The organism is Bradyrhizobium sp. U87765 SZCCT0048, assembly GCF_018131225.1.
GTDB lineage: Bacteria > Pseudomonadota > Alphaproteobacteria > Rhizobiales > Xanthobacteraceae > Bradyrhizobium_A.
Genome location: NZ_JAFCMM010000006.1, coordinates 354,039 through 380,948, shown reverse-complemented (window position 1 = coordinate 380,948; position 26,910 = coordinate 354,039). Strand labels below are relative to the sequence as shown.

Sequence of the window (26,910 nt, the reverse complement as noted above, 5' to 3'; positions counted from 1 at the left end):
TCATCCTCACACGAACTGAACGACGACGGCCCCCTGCGGTCCGAAGTCGGCATGCAGCGTGTCTCCCTTAGCCGCCCACACCGGCCGGGTAAAGGAGCCGGACAGCACGATATGGCCGGGCTCCAGCGTGGTGCCGAACGCGCCCACTTTATTGGCGAGCCAGGCGATGCCCATCGCCGGATGGCCGAGCACACCGGCGGCGATGCCGGTCTCCTCGATCTCGGAGTTGCGATAGAACACGGCCCCGACCCAGCGCAGGTCGACGTCGAGCGGCCGGAACGGCCGGCCGCCGAGAATGATGCCCGCCGCGGCGCCGTTGTCGGCCACGGTGTCGGTGATCTTGCGCGGGTTCTGCACGCGGGCGTCGATGATCTCGATCGCGGGCACGACATATTCGGTGGCGCGCAGCACGTCGGTCAGGGTGACGCCCGGGCCCTTCAGCGGCTTGCCGAGCACGAAGGCGAGCTCCGGCTCGACGCGCGGCACGCAGTAGTCGGCGTGGTTTACCTTGGCCCCGTCGGCGACCATCATGGTATCCACGAGGTGACCATAATCAGGCTCGTCGATCTGCGACGACTGCTGCATCGCCTTCGAGGTCAGGCCGACCTTGTGGCCGATGATGCGGCGGCCGGCGGCGACCTTGCGGCGCGTCACCTCGCTCTGGATGGCGTAGGAGTCGGCGACCTCGATGTGCGGAAACTGGATCGACAGCTGCACGGCCTGCACCTTGGTGCGCTCGGCCTCGAGCAGGATGTCGGCGGCGCGGGAACGTTCCTGGTCAGTCAGCATGGGATATCCTCGGTTGTGTCAGTCATAGTGGATGGACGCGGCGTTGCGGCCACGGATCGCGAAAATTGAAGACGCGTCAGAGCTTGATGCAGACGTTGCGCAGCTCGGTGTAGAACTCCATCGAGTGCACGCCGCCCTCGCGGCCGATGCCCGACTGCTTGGAGCCGCCGAACGGCGTGCGCAGGTCGCGCAGGAACCAGCTGTTGACCCAGGTGATGCCGACGTCGATGGCCGCCGCGACGCGATGGGCGCGCGTCAGGTTGTCGGTCCAGATCGCCGTCGCAAGGCCATAGGGGCTGTCGTTGGCGCGTTCGATCGCCTCGTCCTCGCTGTCGAACGGCGCGATGTGGCAGCACGGCCCGAAAATCTCCTCGCGGATCACGGCGGAGGTTTCCGGCAGACCGGTCCAGATTGTCGGCTGGATGAACGAGCCGCGGTCGAACGGCGCGGACAGCGTCGGCGCGCCGCCGCCGGTGATCACTTCGGCGCCTTCTTCCCTGGCGCGCTGATAGTACGACAAGACCTTGTCGCGATGGGTGTGGCTGATCAGCGGGCCGAGGGTCGTCGCCTTGTCGAAGGGATCGCCCATGCGCAAGCCTTCGGCCGCGGCCTTGAGGCGCGCGGTGAAGGCCTCGAAGATCGGCCGCTCGACATAGACGCGCTCGGTGCCGAGGCAGACCTGGCCGCAATTGGCGAACACCGAGCGGATGGTGCCCTCGATCGCCTTGTCCATGTTGCAATCAGCGAACACGACAGCGGCATTCTTGCCGCCGAGCTCGAACGACACCGGGCGCACGCCCTGCGATGCCGCGCGCATGATCGCCGAGCCGGTCGCGGTCTCGCCGGTGAAGGTGATGCCGTCGATGCCGGGATGGCTGGTGAGATACTCGCCGGCGCTGTCCGGACCGAAACCATGGACGACATTGTAGACGCCCGGCGGCACGCCGGCCTCGTTCATCACCTCGCCGAGCAGCGTCGCGGTGGTCGGCGTTTCCTCCGACGGCTTGACCACCACGGTGTTGCCGCAGGCGAGCGCGGGGGCGACCTTCCAGGTCATCAGCAGCAGCGGCAGATTCCACGGGCACACCACCGCGATGACGCCGCGCGGCACGCGGATGGCATAGTTCAGCGCGCCGGCGCCGTCCGGCGTCGCCATGCGGAAGGTTTCGGTCGACAGCGTCAGCACCTGGTCGGCGAACACGTTGAAGTTGGCCGCGCCGCGCGGGATGTCGATGTGGGACGCAAGGCTCGCCGGCTTGCCGGTGTCGCGCACTTCCGCTGCCAGGAACTCGTCGAAGCGGCGCATGATGCCGTCGGCGACCTTGCGCAGGATGACTGATCGCTCCTGCTCGGACATGCGGCCCCACGGTCCCTTGAGCGCCCGCTGCGCCGCCTTGACCGCGTCATCGATCACGGCGGAATCGGCCTCCGGCACGAGATTGACCACCGCGCCGTCGACCGGCGAGCGGTTCTCGAAGCTGGTGCGCGCGGTGGCGACGAAGCGGCCGTCGATGAAATGGGTCAGGGCCGCGGCGCCGGACTGGGTACGCAAGGCAGCAGTGGTCATCACAACAAACTCCGGGATCGATCAGGGACGCATCATCGCGCCGCCATTCACGTCGAGAATGGCGCCGGAGATGAAGCTGGCGGCGGGGGAACACAGGAACGCGACAGGCCAGGCGATTTCCTCGGGCCGCGCGGCGCGCTTGAGCGGATGGCGCTGCAGCGCCTCGGTGAGATCGTGGACGCCGACCATCGCGGTGTCGGTGACGCCGGGCGCGACGCCGTTGACCAGCACGCCGTCGCCGCCATGGCGCGCGGCGAGCCAGCGCACCAGCGTATGCAGGCCGCCCTTGGAGGCGGCGTAGTGCGGGCCGACACCGGGAAACGAGCCACCGGTGGTGGCGACGATCGAGCCCAGCAGCACCAGGCGGCCGCCGCCGCGCGCGGCCAGCCGCGGCGCGATGGCGCGCGCGAGACGCATCGGCATCATCAGATTGGTGGCGAGCGTCGCCGCGGCGACGTCGTCCCACTGCTCCGAGTCCCAGTCGACCGGACGATAGATACCCGCGCCGAGCACGGCGCCGTCGAGGTCGCCGGCGCGCCCCGCCAATTCAGTGACGGCGTCAGCGCTGTCGAGATCGAGGGTGATCTCCTCGACGTCATGTCCCGCGTCACGCAGCGGCGCGGCCTGCGCCGCGCAGGACACACGATCGGTCAGCACGAGACGCGCGCCGAGGCCGGCGAGCACGCGCGCGACCGCGGCGCCGATGCCGCCGGCGGCGCCGGTGACGAGAATGCGCTGTCCAGTGAGATCGAACGACATCAGCGGGTCTCCGGGGATTCGGCAGGATTGGCCTCGGCGGCGAGCGTCTGCATGGCGCGGCGCACCTCGTCGGCCGTGCGCGACAGATGCAGCTCGGTCATGCGCGTCGCCTTCAGCGCATTGCGCTCGATCGCGGCGTCGAAGATGGCGGCATGCTCGTCATGGACGTTGCGCCAGCGGCGCGAGACGTTGAGCGACACGCGGCGGTAGCGCTCGGACTGCTGGTAGAGCAGATCGCGCAGCTTGATCAGCACCGGCGAGCCCGACGCCGACACCAGCGCGGCATGGAAGGCGCGGTTGGCGCGCTCCCACTCCTCCAGCACCGGCGGATCGAGCGCCTCGGCTGTCTGCGGCAGCTTCATCTCGATGGCGGTTAGATCGTCGAAGGCGCGACGCACGGCGGTCTCCCAGGCGGCGTCGCCATGGCGGATGGCGAGGTTGAGCGCCTCGGTCTCGATCAGGGCGCGCACCCGCGAAACGTCGTCGAGTTCTTCCAGCGACAGCGGCGCGACCCAGAAACCGCGCTGCCCCTCGGACACCACCAGCAAGTCGCCCATCAGGCGGGTCAGGGCCTCGCGCAGCGGCGACATCCCGACCGCGTAATCGTTGGCGAGGCCTTCGAGCTTGAGCTTGCTGCCCGCGGTCAGCCGGCCGGCAATGATGTCGTGACGCAGCCGGCGGTAGGTGGTGTCGGCGAGCGTGCGCCCGACCGTACCCGGCTCCTCCGTCCTGTCCGTTCCGCCCTGCTTCATCGCCCCTCTCCGGATGCTGTGCTCATTTGTCATACCTCAAAATTTCGAAATTCCAACACGAAATCTTCTTGCTTGAAAATCCACGGGCAAGAATTCAACAGGCAATTTATTGAACTAACTGGATAATACGACGTCGCGCTTGCCATCTTCATCAATACCGTGGATATGATTTTCGAAATTATTTGACACCGCTCGCGCCATCTGGTCGGATGCCGGCGGCCGTGCGGCGACAAGAAACGCAATGCCCAACACCCTCGGAGGACACGCCATGACCATTCGCTTTCCCGGACTGAGCCGCCGCGCCCTGCTCGCAGGCGGCGCCGCTGCCGCCACCACGCGCCTCCTGAGCGCCCCCGCCCTGGCGCAGTCCGCAGGCAATCCGCTCAAGATCGGTATGGTGACGTCGCTGTCCGGCCCGTTCACCGCGCTGGGCGAGAGCATGCGCGCGGGCCTGCAGCTGTTCCTCAAGGAGAACGACCGACGCCTCGCCGGCCGCCCGGTCGAGCTGATCACCGAGGACGACCAGGCCAAGCCCGACGAGGGCGTGCGCAAGTTCCGCAAGCTGATCGGCCAGGACAATGTCGACATCGTCTGCGGCGTCATCAGCTCCGCCGTGGCACTCGCCGTGCGCGATGTCGTCGCCGACGCCAAGGCGCTGACCTTCATTTCCGCCGGCTCCGCCAACGACCTCGCCCGCAAGGCCGCGAGCCCGCTGGTGTTCCGCCCGACCAAGACCAACTGGATGCTCGGCCACACTGCCGGCCTGTGGGCGTTCGAGAAGATCTCCAAGAAGGGCTGCATCACCATCGGCGCCGACTACGCCGCCGGCCGCGAATATGTCGGTGACTTCGCCGCCACCTACCGCCAGCAGGGCGGCCAGATCACTAAGCAGCTGTGGTCGCCGCTCGGCACGCCGGACTTCGGCCCGCTGCTGACCACAGTGGCCGCCGAACAGCCGGACTTCATCTACTCGTTCTTCGCCGGCTCCGACGCCGTGCGCCTGCTGCAGCAGATGAAGGAGTACCGCCTGCAGGGCAGGATCAAGCTGATCGGCGGCGGCGCGCTCTACGACCAGGAAGACGTCGTCAACGTGGTGAAGGATGCGGCGATCGGCGGCCTCAACACCTGCAACCAGTCGCCGACCGCGCCGAGCTCGACCGCCTTCAGCGCCGCCTACCGCGAGGCCCGCGGCTCGCTGCCCGGCGAGATGGGCACCGCCGGCTATGTCACGGGACAGGCGATCAAGGCTGCGGTCGAGGGCGTGCAGGGCGACCTCTCCAACAAGGACAAGGTCAAGGAGGCGCTGCTCGCCAAGCCGATCGACACCGTGTTCGGCCCGATGACGTTCGATCCCCGCAACAACCAGGCGATCCTCGACATCTATGTCAACGAGGTGAAGAAGGACGCCGCCGGCAATGCCGTCAACGAGGTGATCCACACCTACAAGGCGATCAAGGATCCGGGCCCGTCGGCCTGAGCGAGGCAATCGTGGGCTTCTATCTTGTCCAGACGCTGAACGCGCTGTCGTTCTCGGTGCTGCTGCTGCTGACAGGCCTCGGCCTGTCGCTGGTGCTCAGCCTGATGAACTTCGTCAACCTCACCCATGGCGCGTTCGTGCTGCTGGGCGCCTATGTCGGCATCTACTGGTTCGCCTCCGGCCTGCCCTGGCCGCTGGCGTTCGCGGCGGCGTTCGCCGCCGCGGGGCTCGCCGGCTTCGTGCTGGAGCGCTTTCCGTTCCGCCAGTTCTATCCGCGCCCCCACCTGATGCAGGTGCTCTTGACCTACGGCCTGTCGGTGATCTTCGCCGACCTGATGCGCTGGGGGTTCGGCGCCCAGATCATGACGCCGCAGATTCCCGAGGCGCTGCGCGGCGTCGTGTTCCTGCTCGACCTGCCGTTCCCGATCTACCGCCTGTTCATCATCGGCTTCGGCTTTGCGCTCGCGCTCGGCCTGTGGATCGTGGTCGACCGCACCATCTGGGGCGCGGTGGTGCGCGCCTGTGTCGTCGACCGCGGCTTTGTCGAGACGCTCGGCCTCGACACCCGCAAGATCTTCACCATCGTGCTGGTGATCTCCGCCGGCCTCGGCGGCCTCAGCGGCGCGCTCGGTGCCGGCATTCTCTCGGCTTATCCCGGCCTCGACGAGGAGGTGCTGATCCTTGCGCTGATCGTGGTGGTGGTCGGCGGCCTCGGCACCTTCCGCGGCACGGTCGTGAGCGCGCTGCTGCTCGGCTTCACCATGACGTTCGCGAAAGTCTTCGTCCCTGAATTCTCCAACTTCGTCGCCCTTGCCGTGATGGCAGCGCTGCTGGTGCTGCTGCCGTCGGGACTGGTGGCGCAGAACATGAGGCAAGTGTGAGCCTGCTCAACATCATGGACACCCGCGCGCGCATGGTCGCCTCCCCTGCCGGACGCATGAGACGGATCGCCCTTTTCGCCGCCATCGCGGTGCTGCCGCTCCTGGTGGCGAGCGACTATCAGCTGCGCTTCCTCGCTGAACTCCTGATCGTCGGCGTCGCCGTGCTGTCGCTCGATCTTCTCGTCGGCTATGGCGGCCTCGTGTCGCTGGGCCAGGCGGCGTTCTTCGGCACCGCCGCCTATGCCGCGGCCCTCGTCGCCCAGCGGCTCGGCGCCGACGTTGCCGTCATGCTCGGCGTCGGCATGGCGACGGGTGCTGTGCTCGCGGCGCTGTTCGGCATCGTGCTGATGCGCACCATCAACCTGTTCTTCCTGATCCTCAGCCTGATCCTCGGCCAGATGGTGTGGGAAGTCGCGTTCCACTGGCGCGATCTCACCGGCGGCGCCGATGGCCTGCGCGGCTTCCCGGCGCTCACGCTGCATCTCGGCGTCGCCACCGTGCCGCTGACCAGCGGCCTTGCGCTCTATGCGCTCGCCGCCATCGTCGCCGTGCTCGCGCTGCTCGCCGCCCGTCACTTCGTCGACGCCCCGCTCGGGCGCGCCCTGATCGGCACGCGCGAGCGTGCGCTGCGCATGAGCGCCCTCGGCTACAGCATCCCGCGCATCCGCATGCAGGCGCTGATCGTCTCCGGCGCCATCGCCGGCGCGGCCGGCGCGCTCTATCCCTTCGTCAACCAGTATATCGGCCCCAACAGCGTGCACTGGACGTTCTCGGCGGCGATGATCATCATGCTGGTGATCGGCGGCGTCGGCACGCTCTACGGCGCGTTCGTCGGCGCGGCGATCTACCTCACCATCCAGACTTACCTTTCGTCCTACACCGACCGCTGGCAGCTGCTGGTCGGGCTGATCTTCGTGCTCACGGTGCTGCTGATGCCGCAGGGCGTGGTCGCGGGCGTGCGCGCCGCCTTCGCGCGGCTGTCGCGGAAGAACGGAGGCGCATGATGGCGATGCTGACGGTCGACCATATCGGCAAGTCGTTCGGCGGCCTGCGCGTACTCAGCGACGTCACCTTTGATGTCAACGAAGGCGAGGTCGTCGGCCTGATCGGGCCGAACGGCGCCGGCAAGACCACCCTGTTCAACGTCATCACCGGCTTCCTGACGCCGAACCATGGCACGGTGATGTTCGACGGCCGCGACATCACCCGCCTCGCGCCCAACGCACGGGTGCGCGCAGGCCTGGTGCGCACCTTCCAGAAGAGCATGGTCTTCCCGGACCTGTCGCTGCGGGAGAACATTGCGCTGGCCGTGCGCGCCCGCAACAGCGCCGGGTACCGCCTGCGGCCCGCCGCGCGCGAACTCGCGGAGGCCGACGCGACCGCCGACGCCCTGCTCGCCCGCGCCCGGCTCGGCGAGCGCGCCGGCGACAAGGTCTGCAACCTGTCCTATGGCGACCAGCGCATCGTCGATGTGCTGATCTCGCTGGCGATGGCGCCGCGCCTCCTGCTGCTCGACGAGCCGACCGCCGGCCTCGCCCGCGAGGAAGGCGAGCGCCTGATCGAGATCGTGCGCCAGCATGACAGCCGCACCGCCATCGTGCTGATCGCCCACGACCTCGACATCGTGTTCGGGACCAGCAACCGCGTCGCGGTGCTCGACCTCGGCCGCATGATCGCATTCGACACGCCGGCCGCCATCCGCGCCCATGCCGGCGCCCGCGCCGCCTATCTCGGCGCCCTCGCGGAGGCGACATGACCATGACCAACACGACCACCAGCACCGCGACCGCCGCTCCGGCCCCCACGCCGATGCTGTCCCTAGCCGGCCTGTCGGCGTCCTATGACGGCGTGCGCATCCTCGACCGCATCGACCTTCAGCTCGCCGCCGGCGAGACGCTGGCGCTGCTCGGCCGCAACGGCGCCGGCAAGACCACGCTGATCAGCGCGCTGCTCAACCTCGAGCCCACGGTCGGCGGCCGCGTCGCCATCAAGGGCCACGACGTCTCGGGCTGGCCGACCCACCGCATCGCCAGGCTCGGCGTCGCACTGGTGCCGCAGGGCCGTGGCGTGTTCCCCTCGCTGACCGTCGAGGAAAGCCTGCGCATGGCGACGCTGTGGAACAAGAGCCGCGCCCGCGGCTGGGATCTTGCCCGCGTCTACGACACCTTTCCGCGTCTCGCCGAGCGGCGGCGCTCCTCCAGCGGCGCGCTCAGCGGCGGCGAGCGCCAGTTGCTGGCGATCGCCCGCGCGCTCCTGACCCAGGCCGACTTCATCATCCTCGACGAGCCGAGCGAGGGTCTCGCCCCGCTCGCCATCGAGGATGTCATCATCGGCTCGGTCGGCCGCCTCGCCCGCGAGGGCTTGACCATGATCGTCGCCGAGCAGAACGTCGCCATGGCGCTGCGCCTCGCCACCCGCGCGGTGGTGCTCGCCCATGGCCGCATCGTGTTCGACGGCGCCCCGGCGGCGCTGCTCGCCGACAAGGACCTGCAACGAGAGCATCTCGGCCTATGACCACGCCCCTCCCAACCTCCGCCTCCCCGATCGAGCAACTGCGCTATGTGCGGCTCGGCACCCGCGACCTGCCCGCGGCGGTCGACTTCGCCGAGCGCATCCTCGGCCTCGAACTGATCGGCCGCACCGATCACGAAGCCTATTTCCGCTCCGACTACCGCGACCACACCCTGGTCTATGTCGCCGACGATCCGGCCCAGCGCAGCATCGGCCTCGAAGTCTACGATCCGGAGACCCTGGCGCGGCTCGGCGCGGCGCTGGCCGCGCGCGGCCTCACCGTGATCGAGGGCGACGCGGAGGCGACCGCACGGCGCAAGGCGCGCAACCTGCTGCGCGTGCCGATGGCCGGCGGCTACGAACTCGACCTCGTGGTGCGACCGCTGCAGTCCGGCTGGCGCTACCACGGTCCGCGCGATGCCGGCATCACCGGCCTCGCCGGCGTCGCGCTGCGCGGTGCGGCCGACGCTTCCGATCACGCCATCTGGACCAGCGTGCTCGGCGGCACGGTGAGCGACTGGGTCGGCGATGCCGCCTACATCCGCTTCACTGATGACGCCCATCACCGCATCGCCGTGCATCCGTCGACGGCACGCGGCGTGCTCGCAATCGAGTACGAGGTCGAGGACGTCGACCTGATCATGCAGAACAATTACTACCTGCGCAGCATGCAGGTGCGCATCGTCGACGGCCCGGGCCGCCGCCCGGCGTCCAACCAGATGTACGTCACCTTCGCCGGCCCCGACGACGTGCTCTTCAGCTATGTCTGCGAGGGCGCAGCCGTCGACGGCAAGCGACGCCCGCGCCAGTTCCCCCGCGTGCGCGGCTCGTTCTGCGCCTGGGGCAGCGACACCGACGTTCCCGAGTATCAATAAGACGCCCGCCCGACCAACGGAGGTTCAGATGATCAAGCTCGCCGATGTCTCCTATGTCCGTCTCGGCACCCGCGATCTCGAAGGCGCGACCCACTTCGCCACCGGCTATCTCGGCCTCGACGTCGCCGAGCGCGCCAAGGGCGCTGTTTACTTCAAGTCCGACGAGCGCGAGCACACGCTGTGCTACGTCGAGGGCGACCCCGCCGACCAGGCGGTCGGCTTCGAGGTCGAGCAGCAGGGCGATCTCGACGTCGCCGCCGCGCAGCTCGAGACGCTGGGACACGCGGTCGCGCGCGGCAGCCAGTCCGACGCGGCGCTGCGCAAGGTGCGCGACTTCATCAGCTTCCGCGACCCCAGCGGCAACCGCATCGAGCTGGCGTGGCGGCCAGGCTATAGCGGCCGGCGCTATCACGGCCAGCGCGACGCCGGCGTCACCGGCTTCAGCCATGTCGGCCTGTGCTCGACCGACCTCGTCCGCGACGAGGCGTTCTGGACGCAAGTCACCAATGCCCAGGTCAGCGATCGCATCGGCGACGCGCCGCTGCTGCGCATCGACGAGGTGCACCACACTATCGCCCTGTTCCCCTCCGCGAAGCCCGGCATCCAGCACATCAATCACCAGGTCGAGACCGGCGACGACATCATGCGCTCGTTCAACTTCCTCAAGCAGCGCCAGGTGAAGATGGTGTTCGGCCCCGGCCGCCACCCGACCTCGTCGGCCAAGTTCCTGTACTTCGAAGGCCCGGACGGCATGGTGTTCGAGTATTCCAGCGGCGTTCGCGAGATCGCCGACGAACTGCTGTGGCGCGAGCGCCAGTTCGTGTTCGAGCCCAAGGGCTTCTGCAAGTGGGGCGCCAAGCCCGCGATCGCCGAATTCAACAAATGAGCGACGCTGTCCCGACCACGCGCGCGGCGCAGGACGCGCTGGTGCGCACCGCGTGCCGCGCGCTCGCCCGCCACGACCTCGTGCATGCCTACGGCCATTGCAGCCTGCGGCTCGACGACCGGCACTTTCTGGTGTCGCCGGGCATGCCGCTCGGCCTCGTGCGCGACGACGATCCCTGCATCGTGGTGCCGCTCGACGGCCCGCTGCCCGACGGCGTCCTCGGCGAGGTCCGCATCCACCGCGAGATCTACCGCCGCCGGCCCGACGTCGGCGGCGTGGTACGGGCGATGCCGAAGCAGGCAATGGCGCTGGGCACGCTGCGCCGCACGCCGCTGCCGCGCCATGGCCTCGGCGCCTATTTCGCGCCGCAGCCGCCGCTGTGGGACGATCCGCAGCTGCTGCGCTCCGACGATCAGGCCGCCGCCCTCGCCGACACCCTCGGATCGGCGCGCGCCATCCTGATGCGCGGCAACGGCACCGTCACCGCCGGCGCCAGCCTGCATGAAGCCGTGGTGCTGACCTATTACCTGGAAGACGCCTGCCGCGTCGAACTCGCCTGCCTCGCCAGCGGGCTCGCGGATAACGGCGCCGTGCTGTCGATGGAAGAAGCCACTGCCCGCGCGACGTGGAACGGCCGCATCCTCGAGCGGATGTGGGATTACCTGACGCAGCCGGCGGCCTGAGCGCGCCGCACGATCAAGTCCGCCAACGCTCACCCCGTCATCCTGAGGTGCGCGCCCTTGCGCGCCTCGAAGGATGAACGGCCCCGTCGCTCACGCTTGGGCCGTCGCCCTTCGAGGGCCGCGCAAGGCGCGGCCACCTCAAGGTGACGGATCACATCTGCGCTCGTCGATGCGCTGAGCGCGTCGCGCTTTCGATCATTCTCTGTCGTGGCCGGGCAGCGCGATCCGTCTTCGACGGATCGCTAGGACTAAGGTCTCCCGGCCACCCCGCTTAGAGACGCAGTGCCTACCTTGTCGGGGTCGCGGGCACGAGACCGGCGATGACAAACACTGATGTTCGGACAACTACGCGGATGAGCTTTAAAGCGTGATGATTGAATCTGGATCAATGCAATCCGTCACCCTGAGGTGGCCATGCAAAGCATGGCCCTCGAAGGGCGACGGCCCGGGCCGTTCATCCTTCGAGGCTCGCTACGCTCGCGCCTCAGGATGACGGATCATGCTCACACGCGATTGGCGTGCGCTACGGTCGATGTTCACTGCCACAGTGCCTAATGAATATGCTGCCCGCCATTGACGTCGATCTCGGCGCCGGTGATGTAGCCCGACAGCCCCGAGGCGAGGAACAGGCAGGCACCGGCGACGTCGTCGGGGGTGCCGAAGCGGCCGAGCGGAATGCTGGCGGTGACGCTGGCGCGCAGATCGGCGTCGTAGGCGTTCTCGGTCATCGCGGTGTGGATGACGCCGGGATTGACCGCATTGACGCGGATGCCCGCCGGCCCGAGCTCGCGCGCCAGCGATTTCGCCAGCGCCAGGATGCCGCCCTTGGACGCCGCATAATGCGGGCCGCCGAGCAGGCCGCCGCCGCGCTGCGCCGCGATCGAGCCGATGAACACGATCGACGAACCCCGCGCCATCAGCGGCAGCAGCTCCTGCGTCACATGCAGCGCGCCGCGCAGGTTGACGTCGAGCACGAAAGTGTAGTCGTCGTCCGAGACCTCGGCGACGCGGCGCTTCTGCACCACACCGGCATTGTTGAGGAGGACATCCACCCGCCCCCACTGCGCACGCACGCGCTCGGCCGCATCATGGCAGGCCGCGCGCGAGGCAACGTCGACCTGCAGCGGCAGCGCCGCCGGGCCAACGAGCTTCGCCGCATCCGCGAGCGCGGCGCCGTCATTGTCGAGGATAGCGACACGGGCGCCGTTGGCCGCGAACATCCGCGCCGCCGCGAACCCGATCCCCTTGACGTTGCCACCGCCGGTGACCACCGCCACCTTGTCAGACAAAAGCATTCCGAAGTCTTTCTTGTTGAGTGACGGGCGCTCAGCCCATGAAAGCGCCGCCATTGACGTCGACGATCGCCCCGCACATGAAGCTCGCGCCGGGCGAGCACAGAAACGCCAGCGGCCAGGCAATCTCTTCCGGTTTGCCATAGCGCGGGATCGGCATGTCCTTGAGCGCATCGGGCTTGGCCATCGCCACCATCGGCGTCAGCGTCGAGCCTGGCGCCACCGCGTTGACCAGCACTTCCGGCGCCGCGCGGCGCGCCAGCCAGCGCACGAAGCTGTGCACCGCGCCCTTCGACGCGGCATAATGCATCGGCGAATGGGCGTGCGTGCCGCCGGTGTGGGCGGCGACCGAGCCCAGCAGCACGATGCGGCCATGGCCGCGCGCCTTCATATGGGCGAGCGCGCCGCGGACGAAGTTCGCCGGTCCCCCGACATTGACGTCCATGGTGTGGTGGAACTGGTCGATCCAGTCGTCCGCCAGCCAGTCTTCCCTCGGGAAGATGCCGGCATTGAGGATCAGCGCATCGATCGGAAAATTGCGGGTGCAGAACGCCTCGACCGCGGCGCGATCGCGCACATCGCAGGCCTCGAACACGTGATTGCGGCCATCGCCGCGCAACTCCGCGAGCAGCGCCGGATTCTCGGCGACGTCGGTCAGGATCATCTCCGCGCCGAGCGAGGCGCACAGCCGCGCCGTCGCCGAGCCGATGCCGCCGCTGGCGCCGGTGAGGACGATCCGCATGCCGGAGAGGTCGTAAGGGGCTGTCATGTTTCGCACCACTGCGCCGGGTCGCTGACCCGGCCTCCCGTCCAGGAGCGCGGCCGCGGGGGCAGCCGTGCCGGTAATTGGACTTGTTGTTTTTATTGCATTGTGAGACTAATGAACATGAAGACGGGCGTCAATCCTGCTCCGGTCGATCGGAGAGCGGACGGCCGGTCTCGCCACAACCAGAACATCAGCCGGCCTCGAAGACAGCGCCGCGCAGAGGAGACAACCATGACCGACGTCAAACCGATCGTGACCCGCAAAGGACAGGAGCACACCGACACCGGCCAGTCCGGCGGCGCGGTGCGCATCTCCGGTGTCAGCCCGCAGCACACCCCCGCGCAGAAGATCTGGTTCGGCAAGGTCAGCAACGAGCCGGGCTACCGCTCGCTGCCGCACCATCACGGCGAGGCCGAGACCGGTGGCTATGTGTTCAAGGGCAAGGGACGGATCTATTTCGGTGAGAACTATGCCGAATACGTCGACATGACAGAAGGCGACTTCGTGTTCGTGCCGCCGCACATGCCCCATGTCGAGGTCAACATGAGCACCACCGAGGAACTGGTGTGGCTGACGGCGCGCACCCCGGAAAACATCGTCGTCAACCTGCCCGACGTCGACGATTCCACCCTCGTCGGCTTCGCCCGCGCCTGAGCCGGCGGGGCAACCCGCGGACATCTTGACGACCGGGCGGCCGTTTCATTTCAGCGGCCGCCTGATTAGATTGACCATCGACCGATTCAAGCTGTCTCGTCCCCCATGGCGGGGCGTCGACCGGAGAACCGATGAGCAGTCTCGACAGGATGCTGACCATCCTCGACCTATTCGACGAAAGCCGGATGAGCATCCAGCTCGAGCACGCCGTGCAGGCGACCGGCGCGTCGAAGGCGACTGCCTATCGCTACATCCAGTCGCTGTGCAACCGCGGCCTGCTCGCCCCCGCCGCCGAAGGCAGCTACGTGCTGGGCCCGCGCATCATCGAGCTCGACCGCCTGGTGCGCAAGATGGACCCGCTCCTGACCAGCGCGAGCCCGTTGATCCGCGCCGCCAGCGAGCGGCTCGGCATCAACATCATGCTTTGCAGCTTCTACGGCGACAAGGTGATGTGCGCCGATCTCGCCTGGCCCGACCGCAGCATCGAGGAGATCTACGAGCGGGGACGGCCGATGCCGCTGTTCCGCGGCGCCATGGCCAAGATCATCCTCGCCAACCTCACGCCCTACCAGCTCCGCAGCATCATGCTGTGGCACGGCGAGCGCATCCGCGACGCCGGCCTCGGCGACAACTGGGACGATTTCCGCTCGCGCATGACCAAGCTGCGCCGCGCCGGATTCTGCGTGTCGCGCGGCGAGGTGTTCAACGCCCTCGTCGGCATCAGCGCACCGATCTTCGACGCCGAGCAGCGCGTGCTCGGCAGCGTGGTGTTCGTGGTGCCTGAGGCGCGCTACGACGCCCGGCAGGACGTGCCTTATCAGGACGAGATCGTGGCGCTGTCGACGGCGATCACCGCCGACATCGCCCGCCGCATGCCCAAGAGCCTCGCCGGCGCGAGCCGCGCGGCGCGCCCGCGCAAGGCCCGCCTCATCGAGCCCGCGCAGGACGACGCCGAGAAGGCGACGATTTGAGCCGTCAGCCGGCGGCGAGGAAGCCGCCGTCCACCGTCAGGATGTGGCCGTTGACGAACGAACCCGCCTTCGAGGCGAGATAGATCACCGCCGGCGCGAGATCCTGCGGCTCGCCCCAGCGCCCGCCGGGCACGCGCGACAGCATGTTGCGGGTGAAGGTCTCGTCCTCCTGCAACACCTTGGTGAACTCGGTGGCGATGAAGCCCGGCGCCAGCGCATTGGCGGTGATGCCGTGCTGTCCGAGCTCGTGCGCCAGCGCCTTGACCAGCGACGTCACGCCGCCCTTGGCCGCGGCATAGGCCGCCAGCGCCTGCTTGGGCTGCTGCGCGGCAATCGAGCCGATCATGACGATGCGGCCGAACCTGCGTTCGATCATCTTCGGCACCACGGCGCGTGTCACCAGGAAGGCGCCGTTGAGATGGGTATCGACCACCGCGCGCCATTCCTCGTAGGTGAATTCCTGGAACGACTTGCGGCGCTGGATGCCGGCATTGTTGACGACGATGTCAACCGCGCCGTGCTCGGCGATGATGCGGCCGACGCCGGCGTTGACGCCGGCCTCGTCGGTGACGTCGAAGGCGACATGCGAGGCCGAGAGGCCCCGCCCGCGCAGTTCGTCGGCCCGCGCCTTGATGGTCGCCTCGTCGAGATCATTGATGACGACATGGGCGCCGGCGGCGGCGACCGTCTGGGCGATCCCCCAGCCGATGCCGCGCGCTGATCCGGTGATCAGCGCGACGCGCCCCTGAAGGGAAAACAGATCCGAAGACATGCGATAGAACTCCAATGACAGCGATCGATCAGCCGAGCTTGCAGGCTGCGCTCGGCGGGGTGGTGGCGATATCGGCCGGCACCGACATCTTGATGACGGGGCGCAGCTTGCCGTCGTTGATCTCGACGACGCCGAAATAGTTCGGGCGCACGAGCTGGTTGTCTTCCTTGCGCAGCAGCACCTTGCCGACGATGGTGTCGTACGTGCGGCCGGGGATCGCCTTGGCGAGATCGGACGCCTTGACGCTGCCGGTCGCCTGCACCGCCTGCAGGATCACCTGCATGCCGATATAGGTGTCGCCCTCGAAATTGCTGGGCACGGTGCCGGGATAGGTCTTCTCCCAGGCAGCGACGAACGCCTTGTTCTCCGGCGTGTCGAGCGTCGAGGAGTAGTTGATGATGCCGGAGATGCCCTTGGCGCTGTCTCCGATCGCCTGCACCGTGTTGTCCGTGACGAAGCTGACGCCCGCGACGATCTTGTCATCGAACAGGCCGTACTGCTTGGCCTGGGTCGCGAAGTTGACGGCATCGCGGCCGGCGAGCGCGACATAGATGCCCTTGGCGTCGGAATTCTTGATCTTCTGGATGTAGGTGGCGAAATCGTTGGTGCCGAGCGGCGAGAAGTTCTCCGATACCACCTTCTTGCCCTGCTCGGCCGCCGACTTGCCGAAGCTCGCGGCGACATCGCGGCCCCAGGCGATGTCGGCGGCGATCAGCGCCCACTCGGTCTCCGGGCGCCCCTTGAGCCACGGCGTCGCGGTCGCCGCGTCCGAGGAATCGGCATTGTTGACGCGGAACATGCGCGCGGTGCAGCTGTCGCCGGTGATCTTGTCGCTCTTGTTGATGGTGGCGACATAGAGCGCGTCCCAGCGCGCCAGCAGCGGCGCGATCGCCAGCGCCTCGCCGGATGCAATGGCGCCGATCAGCACCTTGTTGCCCTGCAGCGCCAGCTTCTCCGCCTGGCGGCGCGCGAGATCGGGCTTGGCCTCGGTGTCGAGGAATTCGACCTCGACCTTGTGCCCGGCGACGCCACCCGCGTCATTGGCCTGCTTGACGGCGAACTCGATCGCCCGCTTGGCCTGGTTGCCGAGGTCGGCATAGGTGCCGGTCAGCGCGGTCGGCACGCCGATCTTCAGCGGCTCCTGCGCGCGAGCGGCGGTGGCGGCCAGCATGGCCGTTCCGGCCAGCAAAGCGATGGCGGTAGTGGTCATGGTCTTCATGGGCATCCTCCCCTCGTCGCCTTCAGACGGCGACATGTCGTTTGAGTTGATCGTCCGAAAGGTTTTCCAGCGCCCCGCTCTCCACCACCGCGCCCTTCGACAGCAGGTGGTAGGTCTGCGCCACCCGCCGCACCAGGCTGATGTGCTGCTCGATCAGCAACAGGCTGGTGCCTTCGCTGGCGAGCCGCACGAACACCTCGGCGAGTTCGTCGACGATCACCGGCGCAAGGCCTTCGCTGGGCTCGTCGAGCACCAGCAGCGCGGGGTTGGCCATCAACGCGCGGCCGATCGCCAGCATCTGCTGCTGGCCGCCGCTCAGCGCGCTGCCCGAGGTGTCCTGGCGCTCGCGCAGGATCGGAAACAGGTCGAACACCCGCTCCAGCGTCCAGGCGCCCTTGCGCGCGACCGCGGCGCCGAGCAGCAGGTTCTCCTTGACGGTGAGCGCTGCGATGATGCGCCGCCCCTGCGGCACCACCGAGATGCCGGCGCGCGCGGCGCTGTAATTGCGGATCGGCCCCGACGGCCGGCCGCCGAAACGGATGGCGCCGCCGCCGAGCGCGGCGATGCCCAGACACGTGTTGACCACCGTGGTCTTGCCGACGCCGTTGCGGCCGAGAATGGCGACGCGGGCCCCCGCGCCGATCTCGAAGCTGACGTCGCGCAGCACCTGCGCGCGGCCGTAGAACGCATCGACACGATCGAAAGCGAGCAGGCTCATTGCGCGGTGCTCCCGAGATATGCCGACACCACCACCGGATTGCTGCGGATGGCGTCGGGCTCGCCCTCGGCCAGGACCTTGCCGAGATGCAGCACGGTGATGCGGTCTGAGATGCCGAACACCACCTCCATGTCATGCTCGACCAGCAGCACGGTGACCTGCCATTCCCGCGCCAGCGCGCGCAATTGCTCGGCCATCGCCAGCGACTCCTGCACCGTGAGGCCGGCGGCCGGCTCGTCGAGCAGCAGCACCCGCGGCCGCCCGACCAACGCCAGCGCGAGATCGAGCCGCCGCCGCTCGCCGTAGGAGATGTCGGCGGCGACGCTGTCGCAGATCGTGTCGAGTTCCAGCCGTTCCAGCACCTCGGCGCCGTTGTCGATCTCGGCGCTGCGCGCGGCGAGGCGGATCTGGGCGCCGACCGTGAGATCGGTGAACACATTGGTCTTCTGGAACGAGCGCGCGAGGCCGGCCTGGCGGCGCTTGCGCGGCGACAGCGCGCCGATGTCGCGGCCGTCGAGGCGCACGGTGCCGCTCCAGCGCGCGGCGCGGCCGGACAGCACGTCCATCAGCGTCGACTTGCCGGCGCCGTTCGGTCCGATGATGCCGCGGATCTCGCCCTTCCCGACCGACAGCGCGACGCCGTCGAGGGCGCGGAAGCCACCATAGGCGCGCGTCAGGGCGACGCCTTCGAGCGCCGGTGTGGACGATGGTGTCATCGGCGCCTCCCTGCGACGAGGCGCGCCAGCAGCCCGCTGAGGCCCGCCGGCACGAACACGGTGACCACGATCAGGATGGCGCCGATCACCGCCGGCCAGTGCTCGGTAGCGTCGCCGGCGATCTCCTTGATGAAGAAGAACACGATGGCGCCGAGCGCCGGCCCCCACACGGCGGCCGTGCCGCCGATGATCGCCATGATCAGGGCCGAACCCGACAGCGTCCAGTGCAGCATGTCCGGCGAGATGAAGGCGTTGTAGAAGGTGGCGAGCACGCCAGCGATGGCGGCGAGCAGCGCCGACAGCGCGAAGATCGCCGCGCGCGGCAGCAGCGTCTCGTAGCCGATGAAGCGCGCGCGCTCCTCATTGGTCTTGATCGCCGCGGTGAGCAGGCCGAACGGGCTGCGCATCAGCAGCCACAGCCCGCCGAGCACGATCATCAGCACCACCCAGCACACCACGAACATCGCGTGCGGATCCTGGAACAGCGTGACATCGATGCCGAACACGCGCGACGGAAAGGTGATGGCGAGTCCGTCGTCACCGTTGGCAAGACCGCGCACCTTCAGCGCCATCTCGTAGAAGGCCTGGGCACAGGCCAGCGTCAGCATGCCGAAGGCGACGCCGGGAATGCGGGTGATGACAAGGCCAAGCAGGAAGGCAAGCAGCGTCGGCACCACGAGGGCGGCGATGAGCGCGAGCTCGATCGGCAGATACCCGCGCATCACGGTGACGCCGAAGATGTAACCGGCAAGGCCGTAGAACAGCGCATGGCCGAAGGAGACCATGCCGTTCTGCCGCACCAGGAAACCGACGCCGGTCGCGAGCAGCGCGCCGATCAGCGCCTGGGTCAGCAGCGACAACGTCAGCGGCGAGGTGACGACCAGCGGCACGAAGCAGCCGGCGATCGCCACCAGCGGCGCCAGCGCGCCGACAAGCCGCCCGCGGCGGGCCGCGGGCTGGCGCGCGGCCTCGCCCATCACGACATCGGGCGCGGTCATGTCGCCCTCCCCGCGAGGCCCGACGGCCGCGCGATCAGGATCGCAATCATCAGCACGAACGGCACCATCGAGGCGATAGACGGCACGAACACGATGCCGAAGTTCTGCAACTGGCCGATCACCAGCGCCGCGACCAGCGCGCCCGCGAAGCTGCCGAAGCCGCCGATCACCACGACAATGAAGCTCTCGATCAGGATCGAGCCGCCCATCGACGGCGACAGCGCCAGCAGCGGCGCGGCGATCGCGCCCGACAGCCCGGCGAGCCCGGCGCCGATCGCCACCACCGCGAGGCTGACGCGCTCGGTGTCGACACCCTGCATGCCGGTCGTCACCGGATCGGCGGCGAAGGCACGGACATAAAGCCCGATGCGGCTGGTCTTGAGCCACAGCGTCAGCCCGACCCCGACCAGCGCCGCGGCGACGATCACGAACAGGCGATACACCGGAAACGCCGACCCGGCGATCGACACCGTGCCCTGCAGCAGGGCGGGCACCGCGACGGTGAGGTTGTCGCGCCCCCACACCGTGCGCACGAAATCCTCCAGCAGCAGCAGCAGGCCGAACGTCACCAGCACGGTGACGATCGGGTCCTGGTCCTGCAACTGGCGAAACACCGTGCGGTCGAGCACGAGACCGACGACCGCGAGCGTCAGCGTCGCGACGACAAGCCCGCCCCAGAAGCCGGCGATCGCGATCGCGGCATAGGCGACATAAGCGCCGAGCATGAACAGGCCGCCATGGGCGAAGTTCACCACCTGGCGCAGCCCGAAGATCAGCACGAGGCCGACAGCGACGAGATAGAGCAGCCCGCCATAGACGAGGCCGTTGAGGACGTGGATCAGCATGCGCGCCTCCGCGCGTGCGTCGGCCTCGATACTCTCTGCATCGCCCTCCCCGTATCGTTCTTGCCGGCCGCGGGCGGCCATTTCGATTTATTCAACAGTCTCATGATGCGATAGGGTTGGCAATTATCGATCGATTGGCGCCGGCGTTTCCCGCAGTTGCGCCAGAACGCCGGCGAGCGCGGTGTCCCGCCATTGCGCCAGCTCTGCGACGCCGTGGTCGCCCACGGCCGCGGCGATGCCGGCGGCGAGCTTCGCCTCGAGATCGGCATCGAGCGTGAGCGTGCCCAAATCGTCGCACCAGCCTTGCAGCGGCTCGCGCGCCCAGGCGAAGAAGCCCGCAAGACCATTGTCGCCGCCGCCGAGATGATAGCTGAGATGCGGCCCGGCGACGGCGAGACGCAGGCCAAGGCCATGGGTGACAGCAGCGTCGACGTCGGCGACCGACGCGACGCCGTCACGCACGAGACACGCCGCTTCGCGCCACAGCGCGACGGTCAGGCGGGTGGCGAGATGGCCGATCACCTCCCTGTTGAGAACGACCGGCCGCTTGCCCATCGCGGCATAAATGCCGGCAGCCGCCTGCACCGCGTCCGGCGACGTCGCCCGGCCGCCGACGATCTCGACCAGTGGCAGCAGGTGTGGCGGGTTCATCGGATGGCCGACCAGCACGCGCTGCGGATGAACGCAGCCGTCCTGCAGATCGGACGCGCCGAGGCCCGACGTGCTCGACGCGATCAGCACATCCGGCGGCAGCAGCGCATCGAGCGCGCGCAGCGTCACCTGCTTGACCGCAAGCTCCTCGCGGACATTCTCCTGGACGAAGTCGATCGCCGCGCCGTCGAGCGCTGCGATGGCCTCGATCACCGTGACCGCTCCCGTAGCAGCCGCCGGATCGCGCAGCCGCGCCGCCGCCATGGCGCGATGGCACTGCGCGACGGCGTCTGGAACGCGCTCGCGCGCGGCGGCCTGCGGCTCGACCACGACGACATCGTACCCGCTGCCGGAGAAATAGCCCGCCCAGCTCGTGCCGATGGTGCCGGCACCGACCACGGCGATGCGGCGGATGCGGTCGGCGGCGCGCGGCGTCACGGTCTTGGCAGAGTTCATCGTCGCCATCAGGAGATCGACAGGCCGCTGTCGACGGCCATGACATGGCCGGTGGTGCGCGCCGCGGCGTCGGACGCCAGGAACATCGCCGCCTGCGCCACGTCGATCGGCTCGACCATGCCGAGCAGGTGGGCAGCGGTGAGCCGCTGCGTCGTCTCCAGCGCCTCGAGCTGCGCCACCACGCGCGGCGTGCGGGTGACACCGGGCGAGACCGCGTTGACACGCACGCCCTGGGCCGCGAACTCCACTGCCATCGACCGTGTCAGCGCGACGATGGCGCCCTTGGCCGCGGTGTAGGCATCCTTGCCCGGCCAGCCCATCGCGGCGACGACCGACGCTGCGTTGACCACCGCGCCGCCGCCGGCCTTGATGATCTCGGGAATGCCGAAATGACTGACCAGCCAGGTGCCGTAGAGATCGAGGCGAATGGCGCGCCAGAACTCCTCGAACGGCGCGCGCGTCACGTCGTTGTCCTGCATGCTGGAGCCGCCGGCGTTGTTGTAGATGGTGTCGAGCTTGCCGAAGGCGGCGACGGTCGCGGCGACGCAGGCCTTGACGCTGTCGGGATCGGTGACGTCGGTCCGCACGAACGCCGCCTGCAGACCCGCGGCGACGATCTCCTCCGCCGCGGCAGCACCCTGCACGGCATCGATGTCGGCGATCATGACGCGGGCGCCGTTGCGCGCGAACAGGCCAGCGGCGGTACGGCCGATGCCGGTGCCCGCACCGGTGATCAACGCGACCTTACCTTGCAGCATCCCCTGCGAATTCGTCATGGCGACCTCCCTCAAGCCGTACGCGCAGAACCGAGCAGCGCGCCCGGCAGCGGCGAGAACGCGGTCGGCACCATGATGCGGTTTTCCATGGTGCGGATCATCGGGCGGATCTTCGCGATGCACGCCTGCCACTGCGGCTGCTCGGCGAGACGGGCGCGGCGCTTGCGCCGCTCCTCGAGGTCGGCATACGCCCACAGGTGCACCAGTTGGTTCTGGATGCCGAACTCCGTGGTGAAGTAGCCGAGGAAGCCGCCGAGGATCTCGCGCTGCACCGGCAGCCCCTCGCTCTCGTAGATGCGAAAATACTCCCGCACGTCGACTTCGGTGTGCAGCACGTACATACGTTCTTCGACGATCACGGCGCGTCTCCTGTTCTTGTTGGTCTTGTGGTGGTGCGGGCGTCCTGTTGCGATGTCCGGCAGGGCCGGCGCTACTTGCCGACCAGCGGGCACGCCGGATCGAGCGGCTTGAAGGCATCGGCGGCAGCGGTTTCGCCGACCTTTTCATAAAGATCCCACGGCCCCTTCGACTGCTCCGGCGACTTGACGCGGAACAGGTACATCGGGTGCATCTTGCGGCCGTCGACACGCACGCTGCCCTTGCCAAAGGCGAGGTCCTGCGTCGGCAGTTCCTTCATCCTGGCGACGATGGCGCGGCCGTCGCCGTCGCCACCGACCGCGGCGACCGCCTTGAGATAGTGCAGCACACCGGAATAGACGCCGGCCTGGAACGAGGTCGGCATCGCGCCGCCGTGGCGCTCGCCGAACTTTTTGGCGAAGGCGCGGGTGTCGTCGTTGAGATCCCAGTAGAACGGCTCCGACAAATAGATGCCCTTGCCGCTGTTGAGGCCCAGCGACTTGACGTCGGTGAGATACATCGCTAGGCCGGCGAGGCGCTGGTCGCCCTGCGGGATGCCGAACTCGGTCGCCTGCTTGACCGAGTTGGTGAAATCGCTACCGGAATTGGCGAGCGCGATGACGTCGGCCTTCGACGCCTGCGCCTGCAGCAGGTAGGACGAAAAATCCGACGAGTTGAGCGGATGGCGCACCGAGCCGACCACGGTGCCGCCGGCCTTCTTGACGATGTCGCCGGCCTCGCGCTCCATGTCGTGGCCGAAGGCATAGTCGGCGGTGACGAAGAACCAGCTCTTGGCGCCCGACTTCAGCACTGCCGATCCTGTGCTCTTGGCGAGACTGTAATTGTCGAGCGTCCAGTGGACGTGGTTGGGCGAGCAGGCATCGCCGGTGAGACGGTTGCTGTTCGACGTGGTGATGACGGCGACCTTGTTCTTGTCGCGCACCAGGTTGACGATCGCGAGCGAGATCGACGAGTTCGGGATGTCGGCGATCATGTCGACGCCTTCAGTGTCCAGCCACTTGCGCGCCATGGTCAGACCGATGTCGGACTTGTTCTGGTGATCGCCGCGGACGATCTCGATGGGCACGTTGCCGATCTTGCCGCCGAACTCCTCGACGGCGATCTGCGCCGCCACCACCGAGCCCGGCCCCGCCATGTCGGCATAGATGCCGGACTGGTCGTTGAGCACGCCGATCCGCAGCACGCCGTCGCTGAACTGGGCGTGGGACGACTGACTCGACAAAGCAAGCAAGCCCGCCGCGAGCGCGGCCATTCGGAACGACATCAGCACCTCCCCTGAAAACGGCCGATCTCCGCCGGCCCGCATCATTTTTGACTGCATGTTATTTTTGATATTTGTCTCGTTAATTGAGAAATTTGTCAATTATCGAATTTGTCTGCCCATGACTTTCGGGCGGCCACTTTTGACGCAGCAATCGCCTTGTGAGATATTGGAACAGCCTGAGCTATCGACAGCAGGGATAGATAAAATGGACGCCGCCGACCTCAAGGTTTTCGAAGCCGTCGCCCGCCTCGGCAGCATGAACCGTGCCGCGCAGGAGCTGCACACGGTGCAGTCCAACGTGACGACGCGGATCCGCATGCTGGAGGACGGTCTTGGCATCGCCCTGTTCCAGCGCCACGCCCGCGGCGTGACGCTGACCGCCGCCGGGCAGCGGATGCTGCCGTTCGCCGGCCGCATCGCCAAGCTGCTGGCCGAGGCGCAGGCCGCGGCACAGGACGAGGGCGAGCCGACCGGCGTGCTGCAGGTCGGCAGCATGGAAACCACCGCGGCGCTGCGGCTCTCCAACCTGCTGACGATGTTCGCCAGCAGCTATCCCCGGGTGCGCCTCGCGGTCACCACCGGCACCACCGCGCATCTCGTCACCGAAGTGGTGGAATGCCGGCTCGACGGTGCCTTCGTCGCCGCGCCGATCGAGCATCCGCAGTTGATCCAGGAGCCGATCTTCCGCGAGGAACTGGTGCTGGTGACCGAGCGCGCCATCCGCGCGCCGCGCGAGCTTGCCGGCGTCGACGGCCTCAAGACCATCGTGTTCCGCGCCGGATGCTCCTATCGCCAGCGCCTCGACAACGTGCTGGCGCAGATGGGCATCGTGGTGGCGCAGCCGCAGGAGTTCGGCTCGCTCGACGCGATCATCGCCTGCGTTTCCGCCGGCATCGGCGTCACGCTGCTGCCGCGCGGCACCGTCGCGCCTGCCCTGCGCGATGGCCGTGTCGCCGTTCATGCGATCGATCCGAAGATCGGCGCGGTGCAGACATTGTTCGTGCGCCGCCGCGACGCCTACGAGTCGAGCGCGATGCGCGCCTTCCTCGACGTCGCCCGCACCCAGGCGATGCCCCCGGCGCAGGCGGCGGAGTAACGCCCGTCACTTGTTGAGCGAAGCCGATCCAGGCCTCACTGCGCAACAGTGTCTGCGGCTCGTAGCCCCTGGTGAGCGAAGCGACACCCGGGATTTACAGGCAGCAGCGGCTGCAACACCCGTATGTCGCTACGCTCATACCGGCTACGCGCTGGAGATGTAGATCCCATCTGCAAGTCTTGTTTTAAGCTGCAAACTATCAACTTTCTCCGTCATGCCCGGGCTTGTCCCGGGCATCCACGTCTTCACAGGCCCGCAGCAGGAAAGGCGTGGATGGCCGGGACAAGCCCGGCCATGACGAATTCAACAACAGAGGCCCAGTCTCACGGTCTTTTTAAGTCAGCTTCTCGAGAACACGCGCCTGCTTCTCACCACAAGGAGATGCGCCTCCGTTAGCGCACCGCGAGCCGCGCGACGACGTCGGCCGCCTCCTGCGCGATGCGCCGGACGATGTCGCCGGCAGGCAGGACGTCGTGCACGAGGCCAGCCGCCTCGCCGACGATGACGGCGGCGTGGTCGAAATCTCCAGCCTCCGCCGCCGCGGCGTAGCGCGGCATCTCGGTTGCCAGCTCCCTCGCCAGATCGTCCTCGCGACCGTTCCAGCGCTGCACGAAATCGTTGACCAGCGTGCGGATGGTGAAGGACGCCGGCCAGTGATAGCCGCGGATGAGATCGACCGCCGAGCCGCGCACCGTTGCGGCGCCGTCCTCCGTGACCACTTTCTGCTTGGCAGCGGGATGCACCAGCGCCTCGTCGGCGGCATAGAACCGCGTGCCGAGCAGCACGCCGTCGGCGCCGAGCGCCCACGCCGCGGCGAGGCCCCGGCCATCGGCGATGCCGCCGGCCGCGAGCACCGGGACCTTGTCGCCGACCGCATCAACCACCGCCGGCACCAGCGGCAGCGTGGCGCAAGCCGCGCCATGGCCACCGGCCTCGGTGCCCTGCGCGACGATGACATCAGCGCCCTTCGAAACCGCGTCGCGCGCCATGGCCACGGTCTGCACCTGGCAGATCACCGCGATGCCGGCGCGCTGTGCCTTGGCAGCGATCGGCGCGGGATCGCCGAACGACAGCATGATCGCCTTCGGCCGGCGTTCGAGCACGAGATCGACATGGTCGGGCTGCGCGGCCGCGCTCCAGGTAATGAAGCCGACGCCGACCTTCGCCATGTCGCGGGCAAGATCGAGTTCGCGCTCGAGCCAGGCCCGGTCGCGGGTATAGCCGCCGCCGACCAGGCCGAAGCCGCCGGCCGCCGAGACCGCCGCCGCGAGACGGCCGCCGGACACCGCCCCCATCGGCGCGGCGACGATCGGATGGCGGCAGTGAACGATGTCCGTGAAGCGGCGCGGAGCCATGAGGATTTCCTTCCCGTTGTGTTGTGTCGTTGGCGCGAGCCTAGGCGAAGCGCCGATCATGGCGGTAACGATTGTTGGTGATCCGGTTATCTCGCTGGCAGATAGCTCGGGCGAACCAGCCGCATGGCGCGTCCCCGCGTGATCGCCTACGGTGCCGACCACAACGACAACACGCTTCGAGGAAACAGCATGACATCCCTCTTCGGCCCCGACGTGCGCGATCTCGGCGCCGCGTTCATCGAGCCATCGGCCCGCATCTACGGCGCGGTCGAGATCGGCGCCGGCGCGTCGGTGTGGTGCAACGCGGTGATCCGCGCCGAGTGCCAGCGCGTGGTGATCGGCCCGCAGTCGAACGTGCAGGACTTCGTCATGATCCATGTCGGCCTCGATACGCCGACTCTCATCGGCGCCCGCTGCTCGATCACCCACCATGTCACGCTGCACGGCTGCACCGTCGAGGACGACTGCCTGATCGGCATCGGCGCAACGATCATGGACCGCTGCGTGATCGGCAGGGGCTCGATCGTCGCCGGCGGCGCCTTCCTGACCGAAGGCACGGTGATCCCGCCGCATTCCATCGTGATGGGCGCGCCGGGCAAGGTCACGCGCAGTCGCGACAATACCGCAGCCAACCGCATGAACGCCCTGCTTTACCATCGCAACGCCCTCGCCTACGCCGCCGGCAACTACCGCGTCTGGTCGCAGCCGGAGCTGCTGGCCGAGGTCGTCGCCGAGCAGGCGCGTCACGCCGCCACCACGGCCCCCTGACGAGACGGACGGTCGCCCCCACCGCTCACGACATC

General features: G+C 68.1%; 29 protein-coding genes. 12 read left to right on the top strand and 17 right to left on the bottom strand.

All coding sequences use genetic code 11. The features are described 5' to 3' along the window. Positions 1 to 6: 6 nt before the first annotated feature. The 4 genes from hpaH to JQ639_RS31895 form a co-directional block, all read right to left on the bottom strand. On the bottom strand, positions 7 to 789 hold the full coding sequence (gene hpaH, locus JQ639_RS31910; RefSeq protein ID WP_211963980.1) for a 2-oxo-hept-4-ene-1,7-dioate hydratase: 783 nt from the start codon (positions 787 to 789) through the stop codon (positions 7 to 9). Between the two features lie 76 nt (positions 790 to 865). After that, positions 866 to 2,356, bottom strand: a complete 1,491-nt coding sequence (locus JQ639_RS31905; protein WP_211963978.1) for a 2-hydroxymuconic semialdehyde dehydrogenase — start codon at positions 2,354 to 2,356, stop codon at positions 866 to 868. A 21-nt stretch (positions 2,357 to 2,377) separates the two neighbouring features. Further along, positions 2,378 to 3,115, bottom strand: a complete 738-nt coding sequence (locus JQ639_RS31900; RefSeq protein WP_211963975.1) for an SDR family NAD(P)-dependent oxidoreductase — start codon at positions 3,113 to 3,115, stop codon at positions 2,378 to 2,380. After that, the gene (locus JQ639_RS31895; protein WP_211963973.1) at positions 3,115 to 3,867 is read right to left on the bottom strand and encodes a GntR family transcriptional regulator; all 753 of its coding nucleotides are present in this window, start codon (positions 3,865 to 3,867) and stop codon (positions 3,115 to 3,117) included. The genes JQ639_RS31900 and JQ639_RS31895 overlap by 1 nt, the downstream gene beginning before the upstream one ends. A 268-nt stretch (positions 3,868 to 4,135) precedes the next feature. Between JQ639_RS31895 and JQ639_RS31890 the strand changes: the two genes are divergently transcribed. The 8 genes from JQ639_RS31890 to JQ639_RS31855 are packed head-to-tail and all read left to right on the top strand — an operon-like array spanning position 4,136 to position 11,180. After that, positions 4,136 to 5,344, top strand: coding sequence for an ABC transporter substrate-binding protein (locus tag JQ639_RS31890; RefSeq protein ID WP_211963972.1), 1,209 nt, complete (start codon positions 4,136 to 4,138; stop codon positions 5,342 to 5,344). Positions 5,345 to 5,355: 11 nt separating this feature from the next. Further along, entirely contained in the window at positions 5,356 to 6,225 is an 870-nt protein-coding gene (locus JQ639_RS31885) for a branched-chain amino acid ABC transporter permease (RefSeq protein WP_211963970.1), read from the top strand. Further along, the gene (locus JQ639_RS31880; protein ID WP_211963969.1) at positions 6,222 to 7,229 is read left to right on the top strand and encodes a branched-chain amino acid ABC transporter permease; all 1,008 of its coding nucleotides are present in this window, start codon (positions 6,222 to 6,224) and stop codon (positions 7,227 to 7,229) included. Before JQ639_RS31885 ends, JQ639_RS31880 begins: the two co-directional genes overlap by 4 nt. Further along, positions 7,229 to 7,981, top strand: a complete 753-nt coding sequence (locus JQ639_RS31875) for an ABC transporter ATP-binding protein (RefSeq protein ID WP_211963967.1) — start codon at positions 7,229 to 7,231, stop codon at positions 7,979 to 7,981. Before JQ639_RS31880 ends, JQ639_RS31875 begins: the two co-directional genes overlap by 1 nt. Then, on the top strand, positions 7,978 to 8,739 hold the full coding sequence (locus JQ639_RS31870) for an ABC transporter ATP-binding protein (protein ID WP_211963966.1): 762 nt from the start codon (positions 7,978 to 7,980) through the stop codon (positions 8,737 to 8,739). The genes JQ639_RS31875 and JQ639_RS31870 overlap by 4 nt, the downstream gene beginning before the upstream one ends. Next, the gene (locus JQ639_RS31865; protein ID WP_211963964.1) at positions 8,736 to 9,611 is read left to right on the top strand and encodes a VOC family protein; all 876 of its coding nucleotides are present in this window, start codon (positions 8,736 to 8,738) and stop codon (positions 9,609 to 9,611) included. Before JQ639_RS31870 ends, JQ639_RS31865 begins: the two co-directional genes overlap by 4 nt. A gap of 28 nt (positions 9,612 to 9,639) precedes the next feature. Beyond that, complete coding sequence (locus tag JQ639_RS31860; protein WP_211963962.1) at positions 9,640 to 10,497, top strand: VOC family protein; 858 nt, start codon at positions 9,640 to 9,642, stop codon at positions 10,495 to 10,497. Continuing rightward, positions 10,494 to 11,180, top strand: coding sequence for a class II aldolase/adducin family protein (locus tag JQ639_RS31855; protein ID WP_211963959.1), 687 nt, complete (start codon positions 10,494 to 10,496; stop codon positions 11,178 to 11,180). The genes JQ639_RS31860 and JQ639_RS31855 overlap by 4 nt, the downstream gene beginning before the upstream one ends. A gap of 551 nt (positions 11,181 to 11,731) precedes the next feature. Here the strand turns inward: JQ639_RS31855 and JQ639_RS31850 are convergent. Next, positions 11,732 to 12,475 (bottom strand): SDR family NAD(P)-dependent oxidoreductase, encoded by a 744-nt coding sequence (locus JQ639_RS31850; protein ID WP_211963957.1) that lies wholly within the window; start codon positions 12,473 to 12,475, stop codon positions 11,732 to 11,734. A 31-nt stretch (positions 12,476 to 12,506) separates the two neighbouring features. After that, entirely contained in the window at positions 12,507 to 13,241 is a 735-nt protein-coding gene (locus JQ639_RS31845) for an SDR family NAD(P)-dependent oxidoreductase (RefSeq protein ID WP_211963954.1), read from the bottom strand. A 228-nt stretch (positions 13,242 to 13,469) separates the two neighbouring features. On the opposite strand from JQ639_RS31845, the gene JQ639_RS31840 reads away from it, so the two are divergent. Next, a complete protein-coding gene (locus JQ639_RS31840) occupies positions 13,470 to 13,892 on the top strand; it encodes a cupin domain-containing protein (protein WP_211963952.1) in 423 nt (140 codons plus the stop codon). 131 nt (positions 13,893 to 14,023) lie between these two features. Continuing rightward, on the top strand, positions 14,024 to 14,863 hold the full coding sequence (locus JQ639_RS31835) for an IclR family transcriptional regulator (protein WP_211963949.1): 840 nt from the start codon (positions 14,024 to 14,026) through the stop codon (positions 14,861 to 14,863). Positions 14,864 to 14,867: 4 nt separating this feature from the next. Here JQ639_RS31835 and JQ639_RS31830 read toward each other — a convergent pair whose 3' ends face one another. The 10 genes from JQ639_RS31830 to JQ639_RS31785 all read right to left on the bottom strand — a co-directional run bounded on the left by JQ639_RS31830 (position 14,868) and on the right by JQ639_RS31785 (position 23,656). Continuing rightward, positions 14,868 to 15,635, bottom strand: a complete 768-nt coding sequence (locus JQ639_RS31830; protein WP_211963947.1) for an SDR family NAD(P)-dependent oxidoreductase — start codon at positions 15,633 to 15,635, stop codon at positions 14,868 to 14,870. Positions 15,636 to 15,663: 28 nt separating this feature from the next. Next, positions 15,664 to 16,854: an ABC transporter substrate-binding protein gene (locus tag JQ639_RS31825; RefSeq protein WP_211963946.1), complete on the bottom strand. Its 1,191-nt coding sequence runs from the start codon at positions 16,852 to 16,854 to the stop codon at positions 15,664 to 15,666. Between the two features lie 22 nt (positions 16,855 to 16,876). Then, positions 16,877 to 17,572: an ABC transporter ATP-binding protein gene (locus JQ639_RS31820; protein WP_211963943.1), complete on the bottom strand. Its 696-nt coding sequence runs from the start codon at positions 17,570 to 17,572 to the stop codon at positions 16,877 to 16,879. After that, positions 17,569 to 18,288 carry an ABC transporter ATP-binding protein gene (locus tag JQ639_RS31815; RefSeq protein ID WP_211965056.1) on the bottom strand — a complete coding sequence of 240 codons (720 nt, stop codon included), beginning with the start codon at positions 18,286 to 18,288 and terminating at the stop codon, positions 17,569 to 17,571. Before JQ639_RS31815 ends, JQ639_RS31820 begins: the two co-directional genes overlap by 4 nt. Continuing rightward, entirely contained in the window at positions 18,285 to 19,286 is a 1,002-nt protein-coding gene (locus JQ639_RS31810) for a branched-chain amino acid ABC transporter permease (RefSeq protein ID WP_211963941.1), read from the bottom strand. Before JQ639_RS31810 ends, JQ639_RS31815 begins: the two co-directional genes overlap by 4 nt. Next, entirely contained in the window at positions 19,283 to 20,131 is an 849-nt protein-coding gene (locus JQ639_RS31805) for a branched-chain amino acid ABC transporter permease (protein WP_211963940.1), read from the bottom strand. Before JQ639_RS31805 ends, JQ639_RS31810 begins: the two co-directional genes overlap by 4 nt. Before the next feature lie 123 nt (positions 20,132 to 20,254). Then, a complete protein-coding gene (locus JQ639_RS31800) occupies positions 20,255 to 21,238 on the bottom strand; it encodes a 3-hydroxyacyl-CoA dehydrogenase family protein (protein WP_211963939.1) in 984 nt (327 codons plus the stop codon). 8 nt (positions 21,239 to 21,246) lie between these two features. Then, positions 21,247 to 22,014 (bottom strand): SDR family NAD(P)-dependent oxidoreductase, encoded by a 768-nt coding sequence (locus tag JQ639_RS31795; protein ID WP_249122872.1) that lies wholly within the window; start codon positions 22,012 to 22,014, stop codon positions 21,247 to 21,249. An 11-nt stretch (positions 22,015 to 22,025) separates the two neighbouring features. After that, positions 22,026 to 22,373, bottom strand: a complete 348-nt coding sequence (locus JQ639_RS31790; RefSeq protein ID WP_211963938.1) for an NIPSNAP family protein — start codon at positions 22,371 to 22,373, stop codon at positions 22,026 to 22,028. A 71-nt stretch (positions 22,374 to 22,444) separates the two neighbouring features. Then, entirely contained in the window at positions 22,445 to 23,656 is a 1,212-nt protein-coding gene (locus JQ639_RS31785; RefSeq protein WP_211963937.1) for an ABC transporter substrate-binding protein, read from the bottom strand. 205 nt (positions 23,657 to 23,861) lie between these two features. Between JQ639_RS31785 and JQ639_RS31780 the strand changes: the two genes are divergently transcribed. Further along, positions 23,862 to 24,752 (top strand): LysR family transcriptional regulator, encoded by an 891-nt coding sequence (locus JQ639_RS31780; RefSeq protein WP_211963936.1) that lies wholly within the window; start codon positions 23,862 to 23,864, stop codon positions 24,750 to 24,752. Between the two features lie 392 nt (positions 24,753 to 25,144). Here the strand turns inward: JQ639_RS31780 and JQ639_RS31775 are convergent, their stop codons facing one another. Further along, a complete protein-coding gene (locus tag JQ639_RS31775) occupies positions 25,145 to 26,107 on the bottom strand; it encodes an NAD(P)H-dependent flavin oxidoreductase (RefSeq protein WP_211963934.1) in 963 nt (320 codons plus the stop codon). A 189-nt stretch (positions 26,108 to 26,296) separates the two neighbouring features. Between JQ639_RS31775 and JQ639_RS31770 the strand changes: the two genes are divergently transcribed. Beyond that, positions 26,297 to 26,875, top strand: a complete 579-nt coding sequence (locus JQ639_RS31770) for a gamma carbonic anhydrase family protein (protein WP_211963932.1) — start codon at positions 26,297 to 26,299, stop codon at positions 26,873 to 26,875. Positions 26,876 to 26,910 lie beyond the last annotated feature (35 nt).